Origin of the sequence: Halomonas sabkhae (genome assembly GCF_030409265.1) — a bacterium.
Classification (GTDB): Bacteria; Pseudomonadota; Gammaproteobacteria; order Pseudomonadales; family Halomonadaceae; genus Halomonas; species Halomonas halmophila.
Genome location: NZ_JAUFPM010000015.1, coordinates 54,985 through 79,142 on the forward strand (window position 1 = coordinate 54,985; position 24,158 = coordinate 79,142).

The 24,158-nt window shown below is 65.8% G+C and carries 23 protein-coding genes and 1 other RNA gene; 4 read left to right on the forward strand and 20 right to left on the reverse strand.

Annotated elements, in window-relative coordinates:
- Positions 1-30: 30 nt before the first annotated feature.
- The 15 genes from ftsA to rsmI form a co-directional block, all read right to left on the reverse strand.
- Entirely contained in the window at positions 31-1,320 is a 1,290-nt protein-coding gene (gene ftsA / locus QWY79_RS09425; protein ID WP_141318724.1) for a cell division protein FtsA, read from the reverse strand.
- Positions 1,321-1,518: 198 nt separating this feature from the next.
- Positions 1,519-2,244, reverse strand: coding sequence for a cell division protein FtsQ/DivIB (locus QWY79_RS09430; RefSeq protein ID WP_290272120.1), 726 nt, complete (start codon positions 2,242-2,244; stop codon positions 1,519-1,521).
- Entirely contained in the window at positions 2,241-3,161 is a 921-nt protein-coding gene (locus QWY79_RS09435) for a D-alanine--D-alanine ligase (RefSeq protein WP_290272122.1), read from the reverse strand. The genes QWY79_RS09430 and QWY79_RS09435 overlap by 4 nt, the downstream gene beginning before the upstream one ends.
- The gene (gene murC, locus QWY79_RS09440) at positions 3,158-4,576 is read right to left on the reverse strand and encodes a UDP-N-acetylmuramate--L-alanine ligase (protein ID WP_290272547.1); all 1,419 of its coding nucleotides are present in this window, start codon (positions 4,574-4,576) and stop codon (positions 3,158-3,160) included. The genes QWY79_RS09435 and murC overlap by 4 nt, the downstream gene beginning before the upstream one ends.
- A gap of 55 nt (positions 4,577-4,631) precedes the next feature.
- Positions 4,632-5,717, reverse strand: a complete 1,086-nt coding sequence (murG, locus tag QWY79_RS09445) for an undecaprenyldiphospho-muramoylpentapeptide beta-N-acetylglucosaminyltransferase (RefSeq protein WP_290272124.1) — start codon at positions 5,715-5,717, stop codon at positions 4,632-4,634.
- Positions 5,714-6,904 carry a putative lipid II flippase FtsW gene (ftsW, locus tag QWY79_RS09450; RefSeq protein ID WP_290272126.1) on the reverse strand — a complete coding sequence of 397 codons (1,191 nt, stop codon included), beginning with the start codon at positions 6,902-6,904 and terminating at the stop codon, positions 5,714-5,716. Before ftsW ends, murG begins: the two co-directional genes overlap by 4 nt.
- Entirely contained in the window at positions 6,901-8,283 is a 1,383-nt protein-coding gene (gene murD / locus QWY79_RS09455; RefSeq protein ID WP_290272128.1) for a UDP-N-acetylmuramoyl-L-alanine--D-glutamate ligase, read from the reverse strand. Before murD ends, ftsW begins: the two co-directional genes overlap by 4 nt.
- Positions 8,284-8,327: 44 nt before the next feature.
- Positions 8,328-9,410 carry a phospho-N-acetylmuramoyl-pentapeptide-transferase gene (gene mraY / locus QWY79_RS09460; protein ID WP_290272131.1) on the reverse strand — a complete coding sequence of 361 codons (1,083 nt, stop codon included), beginning with the start codon at positions 9,408-9,410 and terminating at the stop codon, positions 8,328-8,330.
- Positions 9,411-9,418: 8 nt separating this feature from the next.
- Positions 9,419-10,786 carry a UDP-N-acetylmuramoyl-tripeptide--D-alanyl-D-alanine ligase gene (locus QWY79_RS09465; protein ID WP_290272133.1) on the reverse strand — a complete coding sequence of 456 codons (1,368 nt, stop codon included), beginning with the start codon at positions 10,784-10,786 and terminating at the stop codon, positions 9,419-9,421.
- Entirely contained in the window at positions 10,783-12,294 is a 1,512-nt protein-coding gene (locus QWY79_RS09470) for a UDP-N-acetylmuramoyl-L-alanyl-D-glutamate--2,6-diaminopimelate ligase (protein WP_290272135.1), read from the reverse strand. The genes QWY79_RS09465 and QWY79_RS09470 overlap by 4 nt, the downstream gene beginning before the upstream one ends.
- 30 nt (positions 12,295-12,324) lie before the next feature.
- Complete coding sequence (locus QWY79_RS09475) at positions 12,325-14,052, reverse strand: peptidoglycan D,D-transpeptidase FtsI family protein (RefSeq protein ID WP_290272137.1); 1,728 nt, start codon at positions 14,050-14,052, stop codon at positions 12,325-12,327.
- Positions 14,049-14,387, reverse strand: coding sequence for a cell division protein FtsL (gene ftsL / locus QWY79_RS09480; protein WP_290272139.1), 339 nt, complete (start codon positions 14,385-14,387; stop codon positions 14,049-14,051). Before ftsL ends, QWY79_RS09475 begins: the two co-directional genes overlap by 4 nt.
- A gap of 12 nt (positions 14,388-14,399) precedes the next feature.
- Complete coding sequence (gene rsmH, locus QWY79_RS09485) at positions 14,400-15,356, reverse strand: 16S rRNA (cytosine(1402)-N(4))-methyltransferase RsmH (protein ID WP_290272141.1); 957 nt, start codon at positions 15,354-15,356, stop codon at positions 14,400-14,402.
- Positions 15,357-15,448: 92 nt separating this feature from the next.
- An RNA gene (gene rnpB, locus QWY79_RS09490) (RNase P RNA component class A) lies at positions 15,449-15,809 on the reverse strand.
- 32 nt (positions 15,810-15,841) lie between these two features.
- Complete coding sequence (rsmI, locus tag QWY79_RS09495) at positions 15,842-16,699, reverse strand: 16S rRNA (cytidine(1402)-2'-O)-methyltransferase (RefSeq protein WP_290272144.1); 858 nt, start codon at positions 16,697-16,699, stop codon at positions 15,842-15,844.
- 48 nt (positions 16,700-16,747) lie between these two features.
- Between rsmI and QWY79_RS09500 the strand changes: the two genes are divergently transcribed.
- From QWY79_RS09500 to QWY79_RS09515, 4 genes are read left to right on the forward strand one after another with little or no spacing between them, the layout of a single operon-like run.
- Positions 16,748-18,505: a penicillin-binding protein activator gene (locus tag QWY79_RS09500; protein ID WP_290272146.1), complete on the forward strand. Its 1,758-nt coding sequence runs from the start codon at positions 16,748-16,750 to the stop codon at positions 18,503-18,505.
- Positions 18,492-18,857: a YraN family protein gene (locus QWY79_RS09505; protein ID WP_141318695.1), complete on the forward strand. Its 366-nt coding sequence runs from the start codon at positions 18,492-18,494 to the stop codon at positions 18,855-18,857. Before QWY79_RS09500 ends, QWY79_RS09505 begins: the two co-directional genes overlap by 14 nt.
- Positions 18,858-18,878: 21 nt before the next feature.
- Positions 18,879-19,472, forward strand: coding sequence for a phosphoheptose isomerase (locus QWY79_RS09510; RefSeq protein WP_141318693.1), 594 nt, complete (start codon positions 18,879-18,881; stop codon positions 19,470-19,472).
- A gap of 5 nt (positions 19,473-19,477) precedes the next feature.
- Positions 19,478-20,044, forward strand: a complete 567-nt coding sequence (locus QWY79_RS09515; protein ID WP_290272151.1) for a BON domain-containing protein — start codon at positions 19,478-19,480, stop codon at positions 20,042-20,044.
- Positions 20,045-20,154: 110 nt separating this feature from the next.
- On the opposite strand, the gene QWY79_RS09520 is transcribed toward QWY79_RS09515, so the two are convergent.
- The 5 genes from QWY79_RS09520 to petA all read right to left on the reverse strand — a co-directional run bounded on the left by QWY79_RS09520 (position 20,155) and on the right by petA (position 23,970).
- The gene (locus QWY79_RS09520) at positions 20,155-20,631 is read right to left on the reverse strand and encodes a ClpXP protease specificity-enhancing factor (protein ID WP_290272549.1); all 477 of its coding nucleotides are present in this window, start codon (positions 20,629-20,631) and stop codon (positions 20,155-20,157) included.
- Positions 20,632-20,668: 37 nt separating this feature from the next.
- Positions 20,669-21,295, reverse strand: a complete 627-nt coding sequence (gene sspA, locus QWY79_RS09525) for a stringent starvation protein SspA (RefSeq protein WP_290272153.1) — start codon at positions 21,293-21,295, stop codon at positions 20,669-20,671.
- Positions 21,296-21,389: 94 nt separating this feature from the next.
- Entirely contained in the window at positions 21,390-22,106 is a 717-nt protein-coding gene (locus QWY79_RS09530; protein ID WP_290272155.1) for a cytochrome c1, read from the reverse strand.
- Complete coding sequence (locus tag QWY79_RS09535; RefSeq protein ID WP_290272157.1) at positions 22,106-23,365, reverse strand: cytochrome b; 1,260 nt, start codon at positions 23,363-23,365, stop codon at positions 22,106-22,108. The genes QWY79_RS09530 and QWY79_RS09535 overlap by 1 nt, the downstream gene beginning before the upstream one ends.
- Positions 23,365-23,970 (reverse strand): ubiquinol-cytochrome c reductase iron-sulfur subunit, encoded by a 606-nt coding sequence (gene petA / locus QWY79_RS09540; RefSeq protein ID WP_290272159.1) that lies wholly within the window; start codon positions 23,968-23,970, stop codon positions 23,365-23,367. The genes QWY79_RS09535 and petA overlap by 1 nt, the downstream gene beginning before the upstream one ends.
- Positions 23,971-24,158 lie beyond the last annotated feature (188 nt).

Consider the following 24,158-nt stretch of genomic DNA (forward strand, 5'->3'; position numbering starts at 1 on the left):
CCCGTCTCCTGGACCGCTGGAGCGGCCCTGTCAAAAATTTCCTTTGAACCAGCTCTTGAGCTTAACCAGCGCTGAAGTCCCTTCCTCTGGTCCACGCCGGGAGACGTCATTGCGTCTCGGTTGCGCCGATAGGCCGCCATCCTGCTCTTGCGGGCCGAGGCCCTGACGGTTCTCGTTTAAAGCGTAATGTAGCAAACCGACGCCGGTCGAATAAATCGGGTTGCGTACCACATCGGCGAGCCCGCGCACATTCTGCGGGCACGCGATCCGCACGGGCATGTGGAAGATCTCTTCGGCCAGTTCAACGACGCCTTCCATGCGCGCGGTTCCACCCGTCAGCACGACACCGGCGGCGACCAGGTCTTCATAGCCGCTCCGCCGTAGTTCGTCACGTACCAGAGTAAAAAGTTCCTCATAGCGCGGCTCGACGACTTCGGCCAGGGACTGCCTGGAGAGGTCACGAGCGGCACGGTCGCCGACGCTCGGCACCTTGATCATTTCATCACCGGAGGCCATCTGGGTCAGCGCACAGGCGTACTTGACCTTGATTTCCTCGGCATGCTGGGTCGGCGTGCGCAGCGCCATGGCGATATCGTTGGTCACCTGGTCACCGGCGATGGGGATCACCGCCGTGTGGCGAATGGCCCCTTCGGTGAACACGGCAATATCGGTGGTACCGCCACCGATGTCGACCACACAGACTCCCAGCTCGCGTTCATCCTCCGTCAGCACCGCATGACTCGATGCCAGCTGCTCGAGGATGATGGCGTCCACATCGAGCCCACAGCGACGCACGCATTTCTCGATGTTCTGCACCGCATTGAGAGCCGCCGTGACCAGATGGACCCTGGCCTCGAGGCGTACCCCCGACATGCCCAGGGGCTCGCGAATGCCACCCTGGGTATCGATGGCAAACTCCTGAGGCAGCACGTGCAACACGCGCTGCCCCTCGGAGATGGCGCGGGCACGCGCCGAGTCGATGACGCGGTCGATATCGGCGGAGGCGACTTCGCGCTCCTTGATCGCCACGACACCGTCGGAATTCATCGAGCTGATATGGCTTCCGGCGATACCGACATACACGGAATGGATATCGCAGCCGGCCATGAGTTCCGCTTCCTCCACGGCCCGCTGAATGGATTGCACAGTGGACTCAATATTGATGACCACGCCCTTCTTCATTCCACGAGAGGGGTGAGAGCCGATACCGGCAATTTCGATTCCGCCATCGTCGGTGGGCTGACCCACGATCGCCACGACCTTGGATGTTCCGATATCCAGCCCGACTACCATATTGGACACATTGGAAGGACCTGCCATGAGCCGGGAATTCTCCTCGAGCCTGACCCGCTAGGGTGAGTACATGTTTACCGCGAAAAATCTGGGCTAATTATAGGAACAACCTGCGGTGTTTCACCAGCCCATCTGCAAAAAACAATCTTTAACGATACGGCTATTTTCACGTTAAAGGAATACCCACAGGCTACGCTAGACGCAAGCTCCACTCAAAAAAACCGCTCAACCTTCCTGCGACGATTCCTCTTCTACCGGTTCGGTTTCGCCGTGCCAGGCAACCGCGACACCATTCGGGTATCGCAGGTCAATGTAGCGAATATGCGACGCCCAGTCGTTGAGCTCTCTGCCCCAGGCGGCCTCGAACCGCTGCAGGCGTCCATCACGATGGGTGCGCCCCAGCATCACCCAGATGCCGTCATCGAGCTGGAAGCGCCAGGCGCCCCGAGCCTCCAGACGCAGCTGATGCACCCCCAGGCCGCTGTCAGCGAAGCGCGACACCAGGGCATCATGATACGCCAGCACTTCCGGACCGCTCTCCGGCGGGCCGGAAAGATCGGGCAAGCCTTCGGGCGCTGACACCGGTTCATGCTTGAACGGCTCGCCCTGGATATTGAGCAGGCGGTCATCGTTCCAGCGCGCCACCGGCTGCTGCTCTTCCAGTTCGAAACGCAGGGCATCGGGCCACTCGCGGTGGATACGCACCTCCTTCAGCCAACCGATTTCCCGGGCACTGTCGCGCATGTCATCGATATCCACCGACAACCAGCTCTGCCCCCGCACCAGCGGCGCCAACTGGTTACGCAGATAGTCCGGACTGACATGGCGCAGGTCACCGCCGATGGAGACGCGCTCGATGGGACGGTCCAGCCACACCCACAGCGTGCGCCCCGCGGCGCCCAGCAGGAGGGCCAGCAGCAGGATGCCAATGAGGGAAGAGTGCCGTGTCATCCGTCGCACCGATCGGCCGTATCGAGAATCCGCATGACCAGGCTGTCGAAATCGATGCCGGCATGCGCCGCGGCCTGGGGCACCAGGCTGTGGTCGGTCATGCCCGGCACGGTGTTGACCTCCAGCAACCAGAAGCGGCCCTGATCATCGCCCATGACGTCCACTCGTCCCCAGCCCTGGCAGCCGATGGCGGCGAACGCCTCGAGACACAGGTCGGCCAGCTTGCGCTCATCGTCCTCGGACAAGCCGCACGGCAGGTGATAACAGGTTTCATCCGAGAGGTACTTGGCTTCATAGTCATAGAAGCCACCAGGGACTTCGACGCGAATTGCCGGCAGGGCCACGTCGCCCAGCACCGACACCGTGTATTCGGCGCCACGCACGAAGCGCTCGGCCATCACGCGGGCGTCGTAGCGAGCCGCATCACGATACGCCGCCGCCAGGGCCTCGGCGCTCTCGACGATGGTGATGCCGAGCGTCGAGCCCTCGTGCACCGGCTTGACGATCAGCGGCAGACCCAGCCGTTCGACGACGGCGTCCCAATCCGCCTGCTCGGACAGCATCACGCATTCCGGCGTGGGCAGTCCCATGGCCTGCCAGACCAGCTTGGAGCGCTGCTTGTCCATGCCCAGCGCCGAAGCCAGTACGCCACTGCCGGTATAGGGCACGCCCAGTAGCTCGAGGGCTCCCTGCATGGTGCCATCCTCGCCACCCCGGCCATGCAGGGCAATGAACACCCGGTCCGGGGCCAGCGCCTCCAGCCCGGCCAGGCCGCCCTCGGCCGGGTCGAACGCAATCGGCGCCACGCCCTGACGCTGCAGCGCCGCCACCACGGCCTCGCCGCTCTTCAACGAGACTTCGCGCTCGGCGGACTCGCCGCCGTACAACACCACTACCCGTCCATGGTCGATCGTCATAGGCTCACCTCATCAAGCACAAGCTGGGCATCACAGAGCTGCTGGGAAATACCGCCCACATCCCCGGCGCCCTGGGTGATCAGAATATCTCCCGGTCGCAGCACCTTGTTCAGCAGATCCGGCAGTTCGGCCTTGTCCTGCACGAAGATCGGATCCACCTCGCCGCGCTGGCGGATCGAGCCCGCCAGGGTCCGCCCGTCGGCGCCGGGCAATGGGGACTCGCCGGCGCTGTAGACATCCAGCAGCAACAGGGTATCGACGCCGGCCAGTACTCGCACGAAATCCTCAAAGAGCTCGCGGGTGCGCGAATAGCGATGCGGTTGATAGACCATCACCAGACGCCGCTGGGGCCAGCCATCCCGCACGGCCTTGATGACCATTTCCACTTCCCGGGGATGGTGGCCATAGTCGTCCACCAGCATGACCTCGCCCTGCCCCGTCGGCGCCGGGAAGTTACCATGCACCTGGAAGCGTCGGCCGACACCGGCGAAGCTCGCCAGCCCCTGGAGTATCGCCTCGTCGGCCACGCCGGCGTCACTCGCCACGGCGATCGCCGCCAGGGCGTTGAGGGCATTGTGCTCCCCGGGCATGGCCAGCCGCACCCGAAGCGGCGCCTGATGCCCCGGGCGGCGCACGCTGAAGCGCACCTCGCCGCCTTCCTGGACGAAGTCCTCGAGCCGATAGTCGGCATCCTCGCTGAAGCCATAGGTCACGAACTGGCGATTGATGCGCTCGATCAGCCCCCGCACATTGGCGTCGTCGATGCACAACACCGCCAGCCCGTAGAACGGCAGGTTGTGCAGGAACTCGACGAAGGTGGACTTGAGGCGTTCGAAGTCACCGCCATAGGTCGCCATGTGGTCGGCATCGATATTGGTGACAATGGCCAGCAGGGGCTGCAGATGCAGGAAGGAAGCATCCGACTCGTCGGCCTCGGCCACCAGGTACTCGCCCTCGCCGAGACGCGCGTTGACGCCGGCACTGGTCAGACGCCCGCCGATCACGAAGGTCGGATCGAGTCCGCCCTCGCCCAGCAGGGTGGCGGTCAGGCTGGTGGTGGTGGTCTTGCCGTGCGTCCCGGCCACGGCGATGCCATGACGAAAGCGCATCAGTTCGGCAAGCATCTCCGCGCGCCGCACCACCGGCACGCGATGCTCATGGGCCCAGCGGATCTCCGGGTTGGTCTCGTCGACGGCGGTGGAGACCACGACGACATCGGCCCCCTGCATATTGGCCTCGTCATGGCCGATGGCCACCTCGATACCACACTCGCGCAGGCGGCTGACGACCGGCGACACCTTGAGGTCACTGCCGCTGACGACATAGCCCTCGTTGGACAGCACCTCGGCGATACCGCACATGCCGGCACCACCGATGCCGACGAAATGAATGCGCCGGATACGCCGCATGCCCATGCCGCGCCCTCGCCGTGGGGGATGAGACTGACCGTGAATCGGTCCCTGACTGTCGTCACTCAAAACCTGTCTCCATGCAGCCTGCCGCCAGACGCTCCATGGCATCGAGACGCGCACAGCGCCGTGCCTGGGTGGCCATGGCGGCCAATGAATCGGGGTCCAGCAGCGTCGCCAGTCGTTCGCACAACGCCGTGGCACTCATCTCGTCCTGGGGCATCAACGAGGCCGCGCCTTCTTCCACCAGCGCCGCGGCATTCGCGGTCTGATGGTCATCCACGGCATGCGGAAAGGGGACGAACAGGGCCGGCTTGGCCGCTGCTGCCAGTTCGGCCACCGTCAGCGCGCCGGCGCGACAGACCACCAGGTCCGCCCAGTCATAGGCGTCTGCCATGTCATCGATGAAGGCCGAGACACGCGCCTCCACGCCCTGCTCCGCATAGCCCGTCCGCGTCGCCTCGTCCTTGTCGCGTCCTGCCTGATGATACACCTCGGGGCGCTGCTCGGGAGCCAGGCGGGCCACTGCCTCGGGCATACGCTGATTGAGGGCCAGGGCGCCGAGGGAACCGCCGACCACCAGCAGCCGCAGTGGCCGCTGGCGCATGCTGTCCGCCGTACGCGGCTGCTCGCCGAGCGCGGCGATATCGGCGCGCACGGGATTACCGACCACTTCGGCGCGGCCGGCAAAGGCCTGGGGGAAGGCCGCGAAGGTCCGCCTGGCCAGGCGCGACAGCACCCGGTTGGTCAGGCCTGCCACGGCATTCTGCTCATGAATGACCAGCGGCCGGCGAGTCAGCCAGGCCGCCAGGCCGCCCGGACCACTGGCAAAGCCGCCGAGGCCGACCACCAGCTGGGGATCGAAGTCACGCACCACCCGACGCGCCTCGCAGACCGCCCGGGCCAGCCGCCAGGGCGCCACCAGCCAGCCCGTCACGCCATTACCGCGCAGGCCGCTCACCGCGATGCGATGCAGGGCAAACCCGGCTTGCGGCACCAGCTGGTTCTCGATGCCGCGCGGACTGCCCAGCCATTCAACTTCCACGCCGCGCTCGGCCAGGGCACGCGCCAGCGACAGGGCCGGAATCACATGACCTCCGGTGCCGCCGGCCATTACCAGTACACGACGCTCTGACGGTGTTGTCATGCGCGGGCCTCCTTGGCTTTGGGTGCCGTGGGTTGCTGTCGACGCACCAGTTGCCGCGTCTCGATATCGGCACGCAGCAGCATGCCCACCATGGCGGCACTGATGACCAGGCTCGAACCGCCATAGCTGAGCAGCGGCAGGGTCAGCCCCTTGGTCGGCAACATGCCGGTGCTCACGGCAATGTTGATGAAGGCCTGGGCGCCGATCACCAGCGCAATGCCGTAACACAGGTAAGCCGCGAAGGGCCGCTGCACCAGCTCGGCACGACGCCCCACGGCCATGGCACGCCACACAAGCAGGGCAAACAGCCCGATCACGGCAATCGCCCCGATCATGCCGAGTTCCTCGGCCAGCACCGCGAACACGAAGTCGGTGTGCGCCTCGGGGAGATAGAACAGCTTCTGCACGCTGTTGCCGAGGCCGGTGCCGAACCACTCGCCGCGCCCGAAGGCGATCAGCGCCTGGGTCAGCTGATAACCGCTGGCGAACTGATCGGCCCAGGGGTCGACGAAGCTGGTCAGGCGGGCCATGCGGTAGGGCTCGGCCACCGCCAGCAAGCCGCCCAGGGCGGCAACCAGCACCATCAGCAGCAGAAAACGCCCCCAGGGGGCACCGGCCATCAACAGCATGCCCATGACACAGCCGGTCATCACCACCACGGCGCCGTAGTCGGGCTCGAGAATCAGCAGCACGCCGATGACCGCCATCACCGCCAGCGGCCGCAGGAAAGCCCCCCACTGGCGACGCACCTGAGGCAGAAAGCGCTCCAGATAGCCGGCCAGATAGACGATCAGGCACAGCTTGGCGACCTCCGACGCCTGGACGTTGAGCGGCACGCCGGGCAGCGAGAGCCACCGCTTGCTGCCGTTGACCTCGCGCCCGACCAGCAGCACCAGGACCAGCAGTACGAGACCGCCCAGCAACAGCAAGGGGCCATTGGCCTTCCACCAGGCCAGCGGTATGCGCAGCACCACCAGGGTGATGATCACCGCGGCCACCACGAACACTCCGTGACGAATACTGAAATACCAGGGGTTGCCGGTCAGGCTGGTCGCCACCTCGGTCGACGCCGAGGTGACCATCACCCAGCCGATCAGGACCAGTGACAGCGTCGCCACCAGCAGCCAGCCATCGCAGGCCTGGTCACGGGTCGAAAGCTGCTCGCGTAGACGGGATAAGCGGCTCATGGCGCCTCCTTGCGTATCATCTGCTGCACGGCCTCGCGGAAGGCCTCGCCGCGCGCCTGGTAGTCGCTGAATTGATCGAGACTGGCACAGGCCGGCGACAGCAGCACACAGTCGCCCGGCCGTGCGCATGCGGCCGCCTGTTGCATGGCGTCACCCAGGTTGTCCACGCGCCGCGTCGGCAAGGCATGGCTCAGGCTGGTAGCCAGCCGCTCGGCATCCTGGCCGAACACGATCGCCTCACGGCCGTACTCTTGCAGTGGCGTTGCCAGGGGGGAGAAATCCGCCCCCTTGCCGACCCCGCCGGCCAGCAGGATCAGGCGGCCCTCCAGGGTCGGTCCGATACCGGCGATGGCCGCCAGGGTGGCCCCCACATTGGTGCCCTTGGAGTCATTGATCCAGCGCACGCCGTCAACATCGGCGACCCACTCGCAACGGTGCGGCAAGCCGGTGAAGCGTTCCAGCACGCTCACCATCGCGGGCATCGGCAATCCCAGGTGCTGTCCCATGGCCAGTGCGGCCAGGGCATTGGCCTGATTGTGACGCCCCTGGAGCCGCATGGCCGCCGTGGGCATCAGACCGGTGGTGCCATGCAGGAGCCAGGTGCCCACCTCTTCGTGGTGTTCGCCGATGCCCCACTCGCCGACCGCCGGGCGTTGCGTGGTAAAGCGTTCGACAGACGGCAACGCCCTGTCCGGCCAGGTCGCCGGTTCCTCGGCATTGACCACGGCATGCTGCGTGCCACGAAAGATGGCCTGCTTGGCGTGGCGATAGGCGTCCATGTCGCCATGCCGGTCGAGGTGATCCTCGGAGAGGTTGAGAAAGGCCGCGGTGGTCGCTCCCAGGCAGGGCGTCGTCTCGAGCTGGAAGCTCGAAACCTCCAGCACATAAAGTTCGGCATTCGGCTGCTCGGCCAGCAGGTCAAGCGCCGCGGTGCCCAGGTTGCCGCCGACGGCCACCTTGCGGCCGGCTGCCTCGGCCATTTCCGCCAGCAGGGTGGTGACCGTGGACTTGGCATTCGACCCGGTGATGGCAGCGATGGGCGCTCGACAGGCGCGGGTGAACAGGGCCATCTCGCCGACGACCAGGGGCTCGCCCGATTCGCTGCAGATATCATCCAGCGCGGCGAGCTCGGCGACGCGCGGGTCGACCCCGGGGCTGACGACGACTTCCCGGGCCGCGCGCATGTCGACCTCGGCCAGGGCACCACAATGCACCTCGACTCCGGGGTGCGCCGCATGGAAGGCGTCCAGCCCGGGCGGCAGGTCACGCGTATCGGCCACCATGAAGGGACGGCCCAGGCGTTCCAGGTGGCGGCAGATGGCCCGCCCCGAGATACCCAGCCCGACCACCAGCGTGACTCCCTCGGGCACCTTGACCATGAACGGCTCCTCGCGTGATCGACCGACAGCTCCGCGCGGGAGCCTCAACGAATCTTCAGGGTGGCCAGGCCGAGCAGCACCAGGACCACGGTGATGATCCAGAAACGCACGATGACACGGGGTTCGGGCCAGCCCTTGAGCTCATAATGATGATGCAAGGGGGCCATGCGGAAGATACGCCGCCCGGTCAGCTTGTAGGAAGCCACCTGCAGCATCACCGAGACCGTCTCGAGAACGAAGATACCGCCCATGATGAACAGCACGATTTCCTGGCGCACGATGACCGCGACCACCCCCAGGGCGGCGCCCAGTGCCAGGGCACCGACATCGCCCATGAAGACCTGGGCCGGATAGGTATTGAACCACAGGAACCCCAGGCCGGCGCCGGCGATGGTCGCACAGAACACGGCGAGCTCACCGGCACCGGGGATCATGGGGATCTGCAGGTACTCGGCGAAGACCACATTGCCACTCGCATAGGCGAAGACCGCCAGCCCCATGGCCACCAGCACGGTAGGCATAATGGCCAAGCCGTCGAGGCCGTCGGTCAGGTTGACGGCATTGGAGCTGCCGACGATCACCAGATAGGTGAGCACGACATAGAAGACGCCCAGCGGCAGCACGAATTCCTTGAACAAGGGCACGATCAGGCTCGTTTCGACGCTCGAGGCGGCCGTGACATACAGGATCACGGCGGCGCCCAGGCCGATCGCCGACTGCCAGAAGTACTTCCAGCGCGCCGGCAGGCCACGCGGGTTCTTCTCCACCACCTTGCGGAAGTCATCGACCCAGCCGATGGCGCCGAAGCCCAGCGTGACCGCCAGCACGACCCAGACATAGTGGTTGGTCAGGTCGGCCCACAACAGGGTACTGATGGCGATGGCGATCAGGATCATCGCCCCGCCCATGGTCGGTGTGCCGGCCTTGGACAGGTGTGACTGGGGGCCATCGTCGCGCACCGCCTGACCGATCTGGCGTTCCACCAGGCGGCGTATGACCAGCGGCCCCAGCCAGAGGCACAGCACCAGGGCCGTCAGGGTGCCGAGAATCATCCTCAGGGTGAGGTATTCGAAGACGTTGAAGGCGCTTTGAAACTGCGCCAGGAAGTCAGCCAGAAAAAGCAGCATGTAATGCGTTACCTTGATGCATCCGAGCGCAGCGCGGCCACCACCTCTTCCATGCCGGTGCTGCGCGAGCCCTTGACCAGTACACTGGCCGCCGGCGGCAGATGGTGGAGAACATGGCGCGTCAACGCCTCTCTATCATTGAAATGGTACCCCGCTTCGCCGAAGGCCTGGCTGGCCGGCAGCGCCGCCTCACCCAGGGTACCGAGAAAATCGATGCCGAGCGCGCGGGCATGATGCCCCACCTCGGCATGCCATGCCGCCGAGGCATCGCCCAGCTCGCCCATGGCCCCCAGCAGGCACCATCTCGGTGCCGGCAGGGATGCCAGAGCATCCAGCGCCGCCTTCACGGCGCCCGGATTGGCATTGTAGGTGTCGTCCAGCAGCCGAGCGCCGTTGCGGCCGGCCAGGATGCCCATCCGCCCGGCTACCGGCTCGACCTCGACCAGGCCGGCCAGCACGTCCGACGGATCAACGTTCATCGCCAGCGCGGCCCCCGCCGCGGCCAGGGCGTTGGACACATTGTGGCGGCCGATCAACGGCAGCTGAATGCGTCCCAGTTCCCGCCCGTCGAAGAACAGCGTGAAAGCATAGCGCCCCTGCTCATCACAGGCCAGTGTCTCGGCGCGCAGACGCCCCTGGCCCTGCAGGCCAAAGTCGAGCACCTCGCGGGGCGCGGCCAGACTGGCCCACAGCGGGAAGTAGGGATCATCCCGATTGAGCACCGCCACCCCCGTCGCCGACAGGCCAGCGAGGATCTCGCCCTTGGCCTGGGCGATACGTCCCATGCCGCCGAACTCGCCGACATGCGCGCCGGTGACATTGGTGATCACCGCGACATCGGGCAGCGCCAGGGAAGTCGTCCAGGCGATCTCGCCGAGATGATTGGCGCCCAGCTCGACCACGGCCCGACGATGCTCGGCGGTCAGCCCCAGCAGCGTCATGGGCGCCCCGAAATCGTTGTTGAGGTTGCCGTGGGTCGCCAGCGTCTCGCCACCACGCGACAGGATACCGGCCAGCATCTGCTTGACGGTGGTCTTGCCGCTGTTGCCGGTCACCGCCGCCAGCGGGCCGGCCCAGACACGCCGCCTCTCGCGCCCCAGAAGCCCCAGCGCCAGGCGGGTGTCGGCCACTTCGATCTGCGCCAGCGGATCGTCCTGACGCGTCTCGACCAGTGCCGCCACGGCCCCCGCCTCTCTGGCCTCGGCCAGGAAGCGATGGGCATCGAAGCGTTCGCCGACCAGTGCCACGAACAAGGCGCCCGGCTCGAGTCGTCGCGTGTCCGTGACGATGGACGTCAACGCAGCATCCTGCCGCGGCGGCTCGGCTCCCAGCGCGCGCGCCACGTCGCTGACAGAATGCAGGCCGACCGCCGTCATGGAGCGTCCCCCGCATGGCGCTCGGCCAGGGCGGCCCGGGCCTCTTCCAGGTCGGAGAAGGCATGGCGCACCCCGGCGATTTCCTGGTAGGTCTCGTGGCCCTTGCCGGCAATCAGGATGACATCCTCGGCATCGGCTTGCGCAACGACGCGCCGGATGGCCGCCGCCCGGCCCTCGTGAACACAGGCCCGGGAGCGCGCCTCCGCGCTCAGGCCGGCCAGCACCTGCTCGCGTATCGCCGCGGCCGACTCGTTGCGCGGGTTGTCATCGGTAATCACCGGCACATCGGCATGGCGCTCCACGGCGGCGGCCATCAAGGGCCGCTTGCCCGGGTCGCGGTCGCCGCCGCAGCCGAACAGACACCACAGGCGCCCGTGGTCGGGGAGATGCAGGCGCAGCGCCTCCAGCGCATTCTCCAGCGCATCCGGCGTGTGGGCATAGTCGATGACTACACTAGGACCCCGGGTATCACCCAGTACCTGCATACGACCCGGCACCGGCGTCAGCTCGCCCGCCGCGGCGAACAATGCCTCGAGGTCTTCGCCCAGGCCATGCAGCACGGCCATGGCCAACAGCACATTGGTCAGGTTGAAGCCCCCCACCAGGCCGATTTCCAGCACACGCTCGCCATCCGGCGTGGCAATCACCGCACGCTGCCCCTGGGGCAAGGGCTCGATACCCACCACGCGCAGGGTCACCGCTTCATCATCACCAACGGCCAGCACCCGCACCCCAGCCGGCAGGCCCGCCAGCATCAGGCGTGCCAGTGGATCATCGCCATTGACGACCGCCAGCCGGAGTTCGGGGCGCTGGAAAAGCCGCGCCTTGGCCGCGGCGTAGGCCCCCATGCCGCCATGATAGTCGAGATGGTCGCGACTCAGATTGGTGAACACCGCGGCCGCCACTCGGCAACCCGCCAGCCTTTGCTGCTCCAGGGCGTGAGACGAAGCTTCCATGGCCACGCGTCGTACCCCGTCCTGCGCCAGCTCGCCAAGGGCGGCCTGCAGCGCCAGCGGACCGGGGGTGGTCAGCCGGCCTTCCTGCAGCGCTCCGGGTCGTCCGTGCCCGAGGGTGCCGATCATCCCGGCCTCGCGACCCAGCACCTGACTGAGCGCGGCGATATAGTGCGTCACCGAGCTCTTGCCGTTGGTCCCGGTGACACCGATCAACTCGAGGTCTTCCGGCACCTCGAAGAGCTCACGTCCGATGTCGCCCAGCCGCTCGGCCAGCCCTTCCAACCCCAGCACTCGGGCGGATGATTCGTCCGACTCACCGGGCTCGAGATGCGACAGTACCAGCCGGGCACCGGACGACAGGGCCGGGTCGATGAAATCCCGTCCATCGACCGCCACGCCGGGCAGGGCCAGAAAGACATCGCCCTCGCCCAGCTCACGGCTATCCAGGCACAGCCGGATATCGTTACTCGATGCGAGGGCCTGGAGGGCTTCGGCCCGCTCCGGCCAGTACCGACTCAGCACTGCCGTCAGGCGTGCGGCGTTTACTCGCATGCGGGCCTCTCGGGCCGTGAAGGGTACAGATCAAGCATCATCATCTTCATCCTGGCTCGGTCGATCGGGGGGCACATCCAGCATGCGCAGCGCACTGCCGGCCACTCGGGAAAAGACAGGCGCCGCGATGGCACCACCATAGTAAGCGTCGCCCCGCGGATGGTCGATCATCACCACGGTGATGATGCGCGGGTCGGAGACCGGGGCAATCCCCACGAAGAGGGCACGATAGGTGTCCTCCTCGTAGCCGTCACTGCCCGTCTTGCGTACCGTGCCGGTCTTGCCCGCCACACGATAGCCGGGCACCATGCCGCGCCGCGCGCCCGTGCCGGGTGCGACCACTTCGTCCATCATGCCCAGCACCCTGTCGGCGACCGCCGGGTCGATGACCGGCTCCCCCTGGGGCGCCTGATTCAGGCGCAGCAGCGATGGCGGCAGGCGCTCGCCGTGATTGGCAATGGCCGTATAGGCGCTGGCCAGCTGCAGTGCCGACACCGACAGGCCATAGCCATAGGACAGTGCGGCCCACTGACTGCTCGACCAGCGCACCGGTGCCGGTACACTGCCACTCGCCTCACCGGGGAAGCCGGTGCCGGGAGCGCGGTCCAGGCCCAGTGCACGATAACGCTGCGGCACCGCCGGCTCGTCGAGCTGCAGGGTCAGCTTGGACATGCCGATGTTGGAGGACTTGCGCAGGATGCCGGCGAGGGTCAGCTTGCCATTGTTCGACACATCGCGAATGGTGTAGTTGTCGATGCGCATCCAGCCCGGCGAGGTATCCACCACGGTGTCCGGCGGAAACTTGCCGGTCTCCAGCAGGGCCGACATGGCCAGGGGCTTCATCACCGAGCCGGGCTCGAAGGCATCGACGATGGCCTGGTTGCGCAGACCCGCCGGATCGAGCCCGGCTCGATTGTTGGGGTTGTACGACGGCTGGTTGGCCATGGCCAGCACTTCGCCGGTGTCCGCATCGAGCATCACCAGGGTGCCACCATCGGCCTCGTTTTCATCGACCGCCGCCTTGAGCTCGCGGTACGCCATGTACTGCAGGCTCTGATCGATGGACAGCGTCAGGTCACCACCGGGCTCGGCTTCCTTGAGCACTTCGAGATCGCGCACCAGGCGACCGCGACGATCCTTCAACACCCGCCGCTTGCCGGGCACACCGGCCAGATAGGGCTGGTAGGCCAGCTCGAGCCCTTCCTGGCCCTGATCGTCGATATTGGTCACGCCCAGCAATTGAGCGGCGACCTCGCCGGCCGGGTAGTAGCGCTTGTATTCCTTGCGCGCATGCACGCCGGGCACACGCAGGTCGAGCACTTCCTGCGCCGCACCGGGCGTCATGCGACGCTGCAGATACATGAACTCGCGATCGGCATAACGCTCGATGCGCTCGTTCATGGCATCGAGGTCGCGATCCAGCGCCCTGGCCAGGCGCAGGCGCTGAATACCGTCATCGGGCAGGTCCTGGGGGTTGGCCCAGATGGTGACCACCGGCGTCGAAATCGCCAGTGGGTTGCCGTCACGATCGGTGATCATGCCGCGGTGAGCCGGGATCTCGTCCACGCGCAGGGTGCGCGCGTCGCCCTGGCCCTTGAGAAAGGTGTGATCGAAGACATGCAGATCGACGATGCGACCGGCCAGCAGCCCCAGGCCGATCAGCACCAGCGTCATCATGACGATATAGCGCGCCCGGCCCATGGGCTCCATGGGAGGCGGACGACGCGGCGTCACCCCATTCGAAGACGTTCTGCTCATGGTCGTATCACCTCGACCTCATCCACATCGGGCAGCCGCATCTCCAGGCGTTGCGAGGCCAGGCGTTCGATGCGCGAGGGTGACGACCAGGCGCTCTCCTCCAGCAGCAATTGACCCCACTCGGTCTGCAGTTGCTGCTGTTCGTTCTCGAGCTTCTGCAAGCGTGCGTAGCGCTCGCGGATTTCGTGACTGGTGGCGATGACCGCCAACGCCGAGGCCAGGCAGAGCCCCAGCAGTACCGCATTGACCAGCAGCTTCAAGGACAGCCGCGGGCGGGGCGTCGGCCAGCCGAAACCGGTTGACGTCGTCGTGGAGGCATTGCGTCCCTGTGCCATGTCACCACTCCTTCAGTAGCGTTTACGCGCCGCCCGCATGACGGCACTGCGAGCGCGAGGATTAGCCTCGATTTCTTCCGCACCGGCACGCCGCGCCTTGCCGAGTGCTTCCAGACGGCGCTGGATCTGGTCATCGCGCAACGGCACGCCGCGCGGCAGATGCGTGTCGCCGCGCACATGATCGCGAATGAAGCGCTTGACGCGACGGTCTTCCAGCGAGTGGAAGCTGATGACCACCAGGTGACCGCCGGGCGCCAACGCCTCCAGGGCCGCATCCAGAGCGGCTTCGAGCTGCTCGAGCTCGCCGTTGATATGGATGCGCAGTGCCTGAAAGGCTCGCGTTGCCGGGTGCTTGCCCTTCTCCCAGGCCGGGTGAGCCGTCTTGATGACCTCGGCCAGATCGGCGGTGCGCGTGAAGGGGCGCTCGCGACGCCGGGCCACGATGGCACGCGCCAGGCGACGCGCAAAGCGCTCCTCGCCATGGGTCTTGAAGATGCGGGCCATTTCACCTTCCTCGACCCGCGCGATCCAGTCCGCCGCACTCTCGCCCTGATCCGGATCCATGCGCATGTCCAGGGGGCCATCGCGCAGGAAGCTGAAGCCGCGTTCCGGATCATCGAGCTGGGGCGACGACACCCCGATGTCGAGCAGGATGCCGTCCAGCTCGCCATGCAGGTCATGGGCGTCGGCAATCGCGCCCAGGCGGGCGAAATCGCCCCGCTCGATGGCAAAGCGCGGATCCTCGATGCGGCCGGCTGCCTCGACGGCCTGGGGGTCACGGTCGATGGCCAGCAGACGGCCCTGCGGGGCCAGGCGTTCGAGAATCGCCCGCGAGTGTCCGCCTCGCCCGAAGGTCGCGTCCAGGTAGGCGCCCTCGGTGCGGTGTATCAGGGTTTCGACCGCGCCATCGAGCAGCACGCTGGCATGGCGAAATCCGCGCGGGGATTGTTCAGAAGCGGGTGACGACATGCGGCTCTCGTGGCGGTTCGGGAAGGGCCGTGCGCGTCGGCAACGGCGACAAGATGAACAATGGACAACAATCTGCAAAACCCTGTAAACAGGGTGGGAGTCGGCCGATAAGCCGGGTTCTGTCGAGGACAGTCATTCGTCTAGGAACGCCGTCACCGGCGCTCTCAAGCAACCTACCCGAACCCAGCGCGGGCCACGCCTTGGGGTTCCTATTTGGTCTTGCTCCGAGTGGGGTTTACCGTGCCACGCACTGTTGCCAGGCGCGCGGTGCGCTCTTACCGCACCCTTTCACCCTTACCGGCCTCCCGCAGGAGGCGTAGGCGGTCTGCTCTCTGCTGCACTTTCCATCGGCTCACGCCGCCCAGGCGTTACCTGGCACTCCGCCCTGTGGAGCCCGGACTTTCCTCCCCCGACACGCCAGCGGCGATCGGCGGCGACTGTCTGGCCAACTCCCGGGGCAAGCATACCAGTGCCGCGACACCCCCTCAATCCCCGTCCTTGAGGCGTTGCGCCCGGGCGTACCAGGTCTTGCGCGCCCCGCCGAGCAGGCGCGCCACACTGCCGGCCGCCTGTTTGACGCCCACCCCCTCGGCCAGCAGGCTGCTCAGCAGCGCATCGGCCTCGAGAGTGACGCTCTCGCCGACCTCCCGCGGCGGCGCCCCCTCGACCATGATGACGAACTCACCGCGTGCCTGGTCCGGATCCGCCTCGAGCCTGGCGATCAGGGTAGCGGCGGTGCCATCGAGGAAGGTCTCGAAGGTCTTGGTCAGCTCGCGGGCCAGGACCAGATGCCGTTCACCGAAGACCCGGGCCAGGTCCGCCAGGGTGGCATGAATGCGATGAGGCGACTCATAGAACACCAGGCTGGCCTGATGCTCGACCAGGGCTTCGAGGCGAGACCGCCGCGGACCGCTCTTGGCCGGCAGAAAGCCATTGAACAGAAACTGATCGGTGGCCAGCCCGGCGGCGGACAGGGCCGCCACCAGTGCACAGGCACCGGGCACCGGCACGATGCGCCGCCGTCGAGCGCGCAGTTCGCGCACCAGCACGAAGCCGGGGTCACTGATCAAGGGGGTGCCGGCATCACTGACCAGGGCCACGTCCTCGCCGGCGGCCAGTCGCCGATCGATCTGCTCGACCCGCGCGGCTTCGTTATGCTCGTGCAGGGACATCAGCGCCGGGGCCACCCCCAGGTGACGCAGCAGCCGCGACGTATGCCGGGTATCCTCGGCGGCGACGAGCGCCACTTCGCCCAGTAGACGCGCCGCCCGCGGCGAGAGGTCCTCGAGATTCCCAATCGGCGTGGCGACCACGTACAATGAACCTGCAATCGCGTCTGACATTTCGGCCCCCTGGGATGCTATCCGCCACCATGCGACAAGGAAGGATCGATGAAGATTTCGCCTCGCGGCCCGCTGGCCGCCGTACTCCTGGCACTACTCCTGGTCGGGTGCAGCACGCAGCAGAGCGTGACTGAGCGCCAACCGACGAGTGATCCGGATCAGCTGCTGCAGAGCGCCAACCAGCAGGAACCGGCCGCGGCAGCCGCCTCCCGACTCGAGGCCGCCGATATCCTAGCACGCCAGGGACGCGCGCCCCAGGCACTGGAGATCGCCCGCAACCTCGACCCGGCGCCGCTGTCCAGTGAACAGCGGCGTCGCTGGGCGCTGCTGCTTTCCGAGCTGGGCGAATCCCAGGGTGACCCGCAAGCCGTGGTAAAGGCCGGCCAGCTGCTCAAGGACGACACACCGCCACGCGAGCAGACCAATCTGCTGCTGGGCCGCCTGGGCCGGGCGCTGGCCGAACTCGACCAGCCACTGCCGGCGGCCGCCGCCTTCATGCGCCTGCAGGCGGCCAACGACGACACCGGCCTCAATGACCCGATCTGGCGCCAGCTCTCCAACCTGCCCGGCCCTTCACTGGACAGGCTGCGCAACAGCCAGGAAGCCAATACCCGGGCATGGCTAGCTCTGACCGACCTGACCCGCGACACCAGCGCCGACATCGAACGTCTCTTCCAGCGCATTGACGACTGGCGCAGCCGCTATCCGGACCACCCGGCCGCCCGCCAGCTGCCCACCAAGATCCAGGCACTGCGGGATCTCCGCGGCAGCGAGGTTCGTCATATCGCCATCTTCCTGCCCGAATCCGGCCCTCTGGAGCGCGTCGCCGATGCCATCGAGCAAGGCATGCGCACCCACCACCTCGAAGTGGTCAACCGCAGCGCCAGTGGCACCCAGCTGAGCTTCATCGATTCCGCGGACGGCAACCTCGAAGCGCTCTACGCCGAGGCCGAAAGCATGGGCGCCCAGGCCGTCATCGGCCCCCTCGACAAGGATCTGGTCACGCGCCTCGAGCAGCGCGACCAGGTACCGCTGCCGACCCTGGCCCTCAACTATGGCACGAGCGAACGCAACCAGGCCGAAGGGCTCTTCCAGTATGGCCTGTCCGCCGAAAACGAGGCCCGCCAGGTCGCTCGGCGCGGACGCATCGACGGCATGCAGAGCGCCGCCCTGCTGATTCCCGACAACGACTGGGGACGCCGGGTCGGCGCCGCCTTCCGCAACACCTGGCAGGCCAACAACGGCGACATCGTGCGTACCGAGCGCTACAACCCGGAGCAGTCGGCCACCGAGAGCACGCGCCGCGCCGTGCGTTCGCCGCAGCCGGACATGCTCTTCCTGCTCGCTCTGCCGGACTACGCCCGCCAGGTACCACCGACCCTGGACTATTACAGTGCCGCCGACCTGCCGGTCTACGCCACGTCCCACCTGTATGAAGGCCACCCGCAGCCACGTCTGGACAAGGACCTCGACGGGGTGAGTTTCGTCGATATCCCCTGGCAGATTCCGGATGCCGCCGTGGGCGGCGAAGAGGCCCTGCCCTATGTGAACAGCTATCGTCAGCTGCGCGAGGAGTCCGAACCTTCCATGTTTCGCCTGATGGCCATGGGCGTGGATGCCTATGAGCTGGCTCGCCGCCTGCCGCAACTCCAGGCAATACCGGGCAGCGAGCTCTTCGGTGCCACCGGTACCCTGTCGGCCGCCGAGGATGGCCGCATCCAGCGCCAGCTGCCCTGGGCCCGCTTCAGCGAAGGCACGCCGCAGCCGATGATGTCACCGGGAAGCCTCGGCGATGCCCTGCCCTGACGCCCGCACCCGAGGCGCACGCATCGAGCGCCTGGCGAGCGACTGGCTGGTGGCACGCGGCCTCGAGCTGGTCGCCACCAACCAGCACGCCAAGGGCGGCGAGCTCGATATCGTCATGCGTGACGGGGACACCCTGGTGTTTGTCGAGGTCCGGCATCGCGCCGACTCGCGCCACGGCCATCCCCTGGAAACCATCACCATGACCAAGCAGCGTCGCCTGATACAGGCGGCGCGTTTTTATCTGCAGCGCAACGGGCTATCATGTGCTTGCCGCTTCGATGTGCTGGCCGTGACCGGCACGCCTCCCGAGCTCGAGTACGAATGGGTGGCGGGAGCCTTCGAAGCGTTTTGACCCAAGGACCAGGAAGCCAAGATGGATTTCCAGACTCGCATTCTCGGACACTTTAACGCCAGCATCGACACCAAGACCTATGCCAGCGAAGTCCTGCCGCCCTTCATCGAGGTCGCCAGTCAGATGATGGTTCAGGCGCTGGTCACGGAAGGCAAGATCCTGGCCTGCGGCAATGGCGGCAGTGCCGGTGACTGCCAGCACTTCTCCTCGGAGCTGCTCAACCGCTTCGAGCGTGAGCGTCCCAGTCTGCCGGCAGTCGCCCTGACCACCGACACCTCGACGCTGACATCCATCGCCAACGACTACACCTACAACGATGTCTACTCCAAGCAGGTGCGTGCGCTGGGGCAGCCCGGTGACGTCCTGCTGGCCATTTCCACCAGCGGCAACTCGGGCAATGTCATCCAGGCCATCCAGGCGGCCCATGACCGCGAGATGACGGTCGTGGCACTGACCGGACGAGATGGCGGCAACATGGCTTCCCTGCTGGGCCAGGACGATTGCGAGATTCGCGTACCGGCCACTTCCACCGCGCGCATTCAGGAGGTCCACCTGCTGGTGATCCACTGCCTGTGCGACCTGATCGACGAACAACTCTTTGGCGCAAGCGAGTAACCGATATGACCCACAAGACCCTGAGCACCGCCCTGACCCTGATCGTCCTGATGGCCCTGTCCGGTTGCGCGGCCATGGACTCGGGCCCTGTCAACGAGAACTACGGCCAGCGCACCGAAGGCACCAAGGTCGAGGACAACAACATCGAGGACAAGATCGATCGCAACCTCGGCGCCGAGGATGCACGCCTGGATGACGCTCGTATCAACGTCGACACCTTCAACGGGGTCGTCCTGCTGACCGGCCAGGTGCCCAGCCAGGAACTCAAGGGCATGGCCGGCCAGATCGCCGAGCAGGTGCGCAATGTCCGCAAGGTGCACAACGAGCTGAGCATTGCCGCCAACCTGCCCAACACGCAGCGGATCAACGACACCTGGATCACCACCAAGGTGAGAACCGCGCTGGCGACCAACGAGGCCATTGACGAGAGCCGCCTGCTGGTGGTCACCGAGAACGCGACCGTCTACCTGATGGGCATCGTCAGCCGCGCCGAGGCCGAGCGGATCGTCTCGGTGGCCTCCAATGCCGGCGGCATGCAGCGTATCACCAAGGTCTTCGACTACCTCGACTGAACCGCACCACCATGACAAAACGGCAGGCCGCCTGGCCTGCCGTTTTGCTGGTTGCCGGCGCGCCTCCGCCCGCTACACTGGCGGGCCGACGGCCGTCGATCATCCTGTGCTCACTTGACGACGCGTAGCGAGGGCCGCGCTTTTTTCGGGGCTTCCTCACCCGAGGTAGCGGTGCTGTCTTCACCGCCGGACGACTCATCACTGTCGTCGACACTGGCCAGGGCGGGCCCGGCGCTGTCGTCCCGGGTCTCATCGTCTGCGGCCTGCTCGGGCATCTCGGGCTCGTGACCGAAGACCATGCCGACACCATTCTCTCGGCCATAAATGGCAATCAGTGCCTCCATGGGCACCATCAGCTGGGTCGGCTTGCCGCCGAAGCGCGCCGAAAAGGCAATGGCGTCGTTCTCCATGGAGAGGTCACGAATCGCCGATACGCCCATGTTGAGCACGATCTGGCCATTCTGGACAAACTCCCCGGGCACCTCGACGCCTTCCTGTTCGGCATCCACCACGATATAGGGGGTCAGCTCGTTGTCGAGCAACCATTGGTACAAGGCTCTGGCAATATAGGGACGGCTTGAATGCATCGTCATTCGGCCCTCTTGGGTCGCTACTTCAAAAAATTCAGGGGCGCATCTCGCGCTCGGCTTCGCTCAACGCCGCCTTGAAACCATCACGCTCGAAGACACGCTCCATGTACTCCACCAGCGGCTGTACCTGCTTCTCCGGCAGCTCGATTCCCAGCGACGGCAGGCGCCACAGGATCGGGGCCAGGCAGCAGTCCACCAGGGTGAACTCCTCGCTCATGAAGAACGGCATGTCCTCGAAGATCGGCGAGATGCCCACCAGGCTCTCGCGCAGTTCCTTGCGTGCCTTGTCGGCTTCCTTCTTGGGCGCGGTGCGTATGCGTTCGACCAGTGGGCACCACTCGCGTTCAACACGGTGCATCCACAGCCGGCTCTGGGCACGCGCCACCGGATAGACGGGCAACAGAGGGGGGTGCGGGAAGCGTTCGTCCAGGTACTCCATCATCACCTTGGACTCATACAGCACCAGATCGCGGTCAAGCAGCGTGGGGACGCTGTTGTACGGATTGAGGTCGGCGAGCTCCTCGGGATGACTATCCTCGGTGACCTCGACGACGTCCACGGCGACGCCCTTTTCGGCGAGCACAATACGCACCCGATGACTGCAATGATCATCGCCCCCGGAATAGAAGATCATCGATGACCGCTTGGTCACTACACCCATGAAACAACCCTCGCATCAGTTCGTCACGCCATCATAACACGAGCCATCCTCGCCGGGGGTGCCGTGGAATGTCTCAGCGTGGAATCAACGTGACTCAGTGCAGGTCTCGCCAGTATTCGCGTTTCAGCATGTACGCCAGGATGGCGAAGACGAGCAGGAAGATGAGGACCTTGGGTGCCAGCGACCGGGCCTGCAAGCGCGAAGGCTCACTGACATAGACCAGGAAGTTGGTCAGATCGAACATGGCCTTTTCGAAGGCTTCGGGCTCGAGCCGGCCCGGCTCGACCAGCTCGAGCTCGCAATCCGAGCCGTGACAGACCTGCGCCTGAACCCCCTGCAGGGGCTCCAGCACATTGGGCATGGCCACCGAGGGAAAGACGCTGTTGTTCACGCCGGTCGGCCGCTCCGGGTCACGATAGAAGCCCAGCAGGTACGAATAGACCCAGTCACTGCTGCGCAGGCGGGTCACCAGGGTTAGATCAGGCGGCGGCGTGCCGAACCAGGTCGCGCTCTGCGTCGCTTCCATGGCGATACGCATCTGGTCATTGAAGGCCAGTGCATCAGCAAAGATCAGGTTGTCCTCGACCAGCTCCCTGGGGATGTCGAGGTCCTCGGCGGCCCTGGAGAAACGCTGATACTCCAGGGAATGGCATCCCATGCAGTAATTGACGAACATCTGCATGCCGTTCTGCAGTGACGCCTTGTCCTGCAGGGCCGGCGTCATGCTGCGCAGCCCGGCACTCTCGCCGCCCGCCGCCATCGCCGTCATCGGCAGCCACACGAGACACAATACCAGCAGTGATTTTCTCATCAGTCAGTCACCCTTTCCGGCACGGGCCTGGTCGTTTCCAGCCTGGTGTAGAGGGGCATCAACAGAAAATAGGCAAAATACCCCAGGGTGCACACCTGGGCGATGAGCGTGCGGGTCTCGGTCGAGGGCAGCACGCCCAGCACCCCCAGGGTCACGAAGCAGATGACGAAAAGGCCCAGCATGGCACGTGACATCCAGCCCTTGTAGCGCATGGAACGTACCCGGCTGCGGTCCAGCCAGGGCAGGACAAACAGCAGGCCGATGGCCAGCCCCATGGCCACCACGCCGAGGAACTTGGCCTCCAGCCCGAACACCGAGAAGGTGACGCCACGCAGAATGGCGTAGAAGGGCGTGAAGTACCAGACCGGGGCGATATGGTCCGGCGTCTGCAGCGGGTCCGCCGGCTCGAAGTTGGGCTTCTCGATGAAATAGCCACCACCCTCGGGGAAATAGAAGACCACCACGCAGAACACGAAGAGAAACACCGCCACACCGACCAGATCCTTGAGGGTGTAGTACGGGTGGAAGGGCACCCCGTCGAGCGGCTTGCCATTGGCATCGAGCTTGTCCTTGATCTCGATACCGTCCGGGTTGTTGGAGCCCACTTCATGCAGGGCCACGATATGCAGCACCACCAGTGCCAGGATCACGATGGGCAGGGCCACGACATGCAGGGCAAAGAAGCGGTTCAGGGTGATCCCGGTGACCAGGTAATCACCACGAATCCACTCGGCCAGCCCCGGCCCGATGGCCGGAATGGCGGAGAACAGCGAGGTGATCACCTGGGCTCCCCAGTAGGACATCTGCCCCCAGGGCAGCAGGTAGCCCATGAAGGCCTCGGCCATCAGGGCCAGATAAATGGCCATGCCGAACACCCAGACCAGCTCCCGTGGCGCCTTGTAGGAGCCGTACAGCAGGCCGCGGAACATGTGCAGATAGATCACCACGAAAAACGCCGAGGCGCCCGTGGTGTGCAGATAGCGGATCAGCCAGCCCCATTCCACGTCGCGCATGATGGTCTCGACGGAAGCGAAAGCGTCTTCCGCGGTCGGCGTGTAGGTCATGGTCAACCAGATGCCGGTCAGGATCTGATTGACCAGCACCAGCATCGCCAGCGAACCGAAGAAATACCAGAAGTTGAAGTTGCGCGGGGCATAATATCCCGTCAGGTGGTCGCGCAACATCTGGGTCGCCGGGAAGCGATCATCCACCCAGCGCATCAGGCCACGTTCTGCCTTGGGCTTGTCGGAGCGTTCCATCAGCCAACCTCCTCGCCTTCGCCGACACCCACCACGATGACCGAATCGCTCTCGAAGTGGTAAGGCGGCACTTCCAGGTTGAGCGGCGCCGGCACGTTGCGAAAGACCCGCCCGGCCAGGTCGAAGCGTGAGCCATGACAGGGGCAGAAGAAGCCCCCCGGCCAGTCATCGACGCCGACGCCTTCCGCGCTGGGTTCGGGCCGGAACAGCGGCGAGCACCCCAGGTGCGTACAGATGCCCACGAAGACCCCGATCTCCGGACGAATGGAGCGCAACGGCCCCCTGGCATAGTCCGGCTGCTGCGGGTTGCTGGACTCCGGATCGGCAAGACGCTCGCCGCCCAGCGTCTCGGTACGCTGGATCATTTCCGTTGAACGATCGAGAATCCACACCGGCCGCCCGCGCCATTCGACCACCATGCGCTGACCAGGCTGCAGCTTGGATATATCGGCCTTGACCGGCGCTCCGGCCGCCCTGGCCTCGGCACTCGGCTTCCAGGCCGAGAGGAACGGCACGGCCACGGCAACCGCTCCGGCAGCGCCGACGACCGTGGTCGCCGCCACCAGGAAGCGGCGTCTCCCCTTGTTCACGCCCTCATCAGCCATGTGCAGGTCTCTCCGTCGACTGGCCCGTGCAGAACACGACACTGCGAACTTACGACACCGCTTGCCCACGGATCCTGCCCGATCCGGCTCGGCGGCTCGTGCGCCATCGGTCGTCATGTGCTGCAGGGGTGCCCGTTTTTTATCCTGACGCTACGTCTTGCTGCATCCTGCTGCTAACAACATAGCAA

Excerpts from the sequence above, each read along its gene's own strand:
- ftsA (WP_141318724.1), bottom strand. The coding sequence starts at position 1,320 with ATGGCAGGTCCTTCCAATGTGTCCAATATGGTAGTCGGGCTGGATATC.
- QWY79_RS09430 (WP_290272120.1), bottom strand. The coding sequence starts at position 2,244 with ATGACACGGCACTCTTCCCTCATTGGCATCCTGCTGCTGGCCCTCCTG.
- QWY79_RS09435 (WP_290272122.1), bottom strand. The coding sequence starts at position 3,161 with ATGACGATCGACCATGGACGGGTAGTGGTGTTGTACGGCGGCGAGTCC.
- murC (WP_290272547.1), bottom strand. The coding sequence starts at position 4,576 with ATGGGCATGCGGCGTATCCGGCGCATTCATTTCGTCGGCATCGGTGGT.
- murG (WP_290272124.1), bottom strand. The coding sequence starts at position 5,717 with ATGACAACACCGTCAGAGCGTCGTGTACTGGTAATGGCCGGCGGCACC.
- ftsW (WP_290272126.1), bottom strand. The coding sequence starts at position 6,904 with ATGAGCCGCTTATCCCGTCTACGCGAGCAGCTTTCGACCCGTGACCAG.
- murD (WP_290272128.1), bottom strand. The coding sequence starts at position 8,283 with ATGGTCAAGGTGCCCGAGGGAGTCACGCTGGTGGTCGGGCTGGGTATC.
- mraY (WP_290272131.1), bottom strand. The coding sequence starts at position 9,410 with ATGCTGCTTTTTCTGGCTGACTTCCTGGCGCAGTTTCAAAGCGCCTTC.
- QWY79_RS09465 (WP_290272133.1), bottom strand. The coding sequence starts at position 10,786 with ATGACGGCGGTCGGCCTGCATTCTGTCAGCGACGTGGCGCGCGCGCTG.
- QWY79_RS09470 (WP_290272135.1), bottom strand. The coding sequence starts at position 12,294 with ATGCGAGTAAACGCCGCACGCCTGACGGCAGTGCTGAGTCGGTACTGG.
- QWY79_RS09475 (WP_290272137.1), bottom strand. The coding sequence starts at position 14,052 with ATGAGCAGAACGTCTTCGAATGGGGTGACGCCGCGTCGTCCGCCTCCC.
- ftsL (WP_290272139.1), bottom strand. The coding sequence starts at position 14,387 with ATGGCACAGGGACGCAATGCCTCCACGACGACGTCAACCGGTTTCGGC.
- rsmH (WP_290272141.1), bottom strand. The coding sequence starts at position 15,356 with ATGTCGTCACCCGCTTCTGAACAATCCCCGCGCGGATTTCGCCATGCC.
- rsmI (WP_290272144.1), bottom strand. The coding sequence starts at position 16,699 with ATGTCAGACGCGATTGCAGGTTCATTGTACGTGGTCGCCACGCCGATT.
- QWY79_RS09500 (WP_290272146.1), top strand. The coding sequence starts at position 16,748 with ATGAAGATTTCGCCTCGCGGCCCGCTGGCCGCCGTACTCCTGGCACTA.
- QWY79_RS09505 (WP_141318695.1), top strand. The coding sequence starts at position 18,492 with ATGCCCTGCCCTGACGCCCGCACCCGAGGCGCACGCATCGAGCGCCTG.
- QWY79_RS09510 (WP_141318693.1), top strand. The coding sequence starts at position 18,879 with ATGGATTTCCAGACTCGCATTCTCGGACACTTTAACGCCAGCATCGAC.
- QWY79_RS09515 (WP_290272151.1), top strand. The coding sequence starts at position 19,478 with ATGACCCACAAGACCCTGAGCACCGCCCTGACCCTGATCGTCCTGATG.
- QWY79_RS09520 (WP_290272549.1), bottom strand. The coding sequence starts at position 20,631 with ATGCATTCAAGCCGTCCCTATATTGCCAGAGCCTTGTACCAATGGTTG.
- sspA (WP_290272153.1), bottom strand. The coding sequence starts at position 21,295 with ATGGGTGTAGTGACCAAGCGGTCATCGATGATCTTCTATTCCGGGGGC.
- QWY79_RS09530 (WP_290272155.1), bottom strand. The coding sequence starts at position 22,106 with ATGAGAAAATCACTGCTGGTATTGTGTCTCGTGTGGCTGCCGATGACG.
- QWY79_RS09535 (WP_290272157.1), bottom strand. The coding sequence starts at position 23,365 with ATGGAACGCTCCGACAAGCCCAAGGCAGAACGTGGCCTGATGCGCTGG.
- petA (WP_290272159.1), bottom strand. The coding sequence starts at position 23,970 with ATGGCTGATGAGGGCGTGAACAAGGGGAGACGCCGCTTCCTGGTGGCG.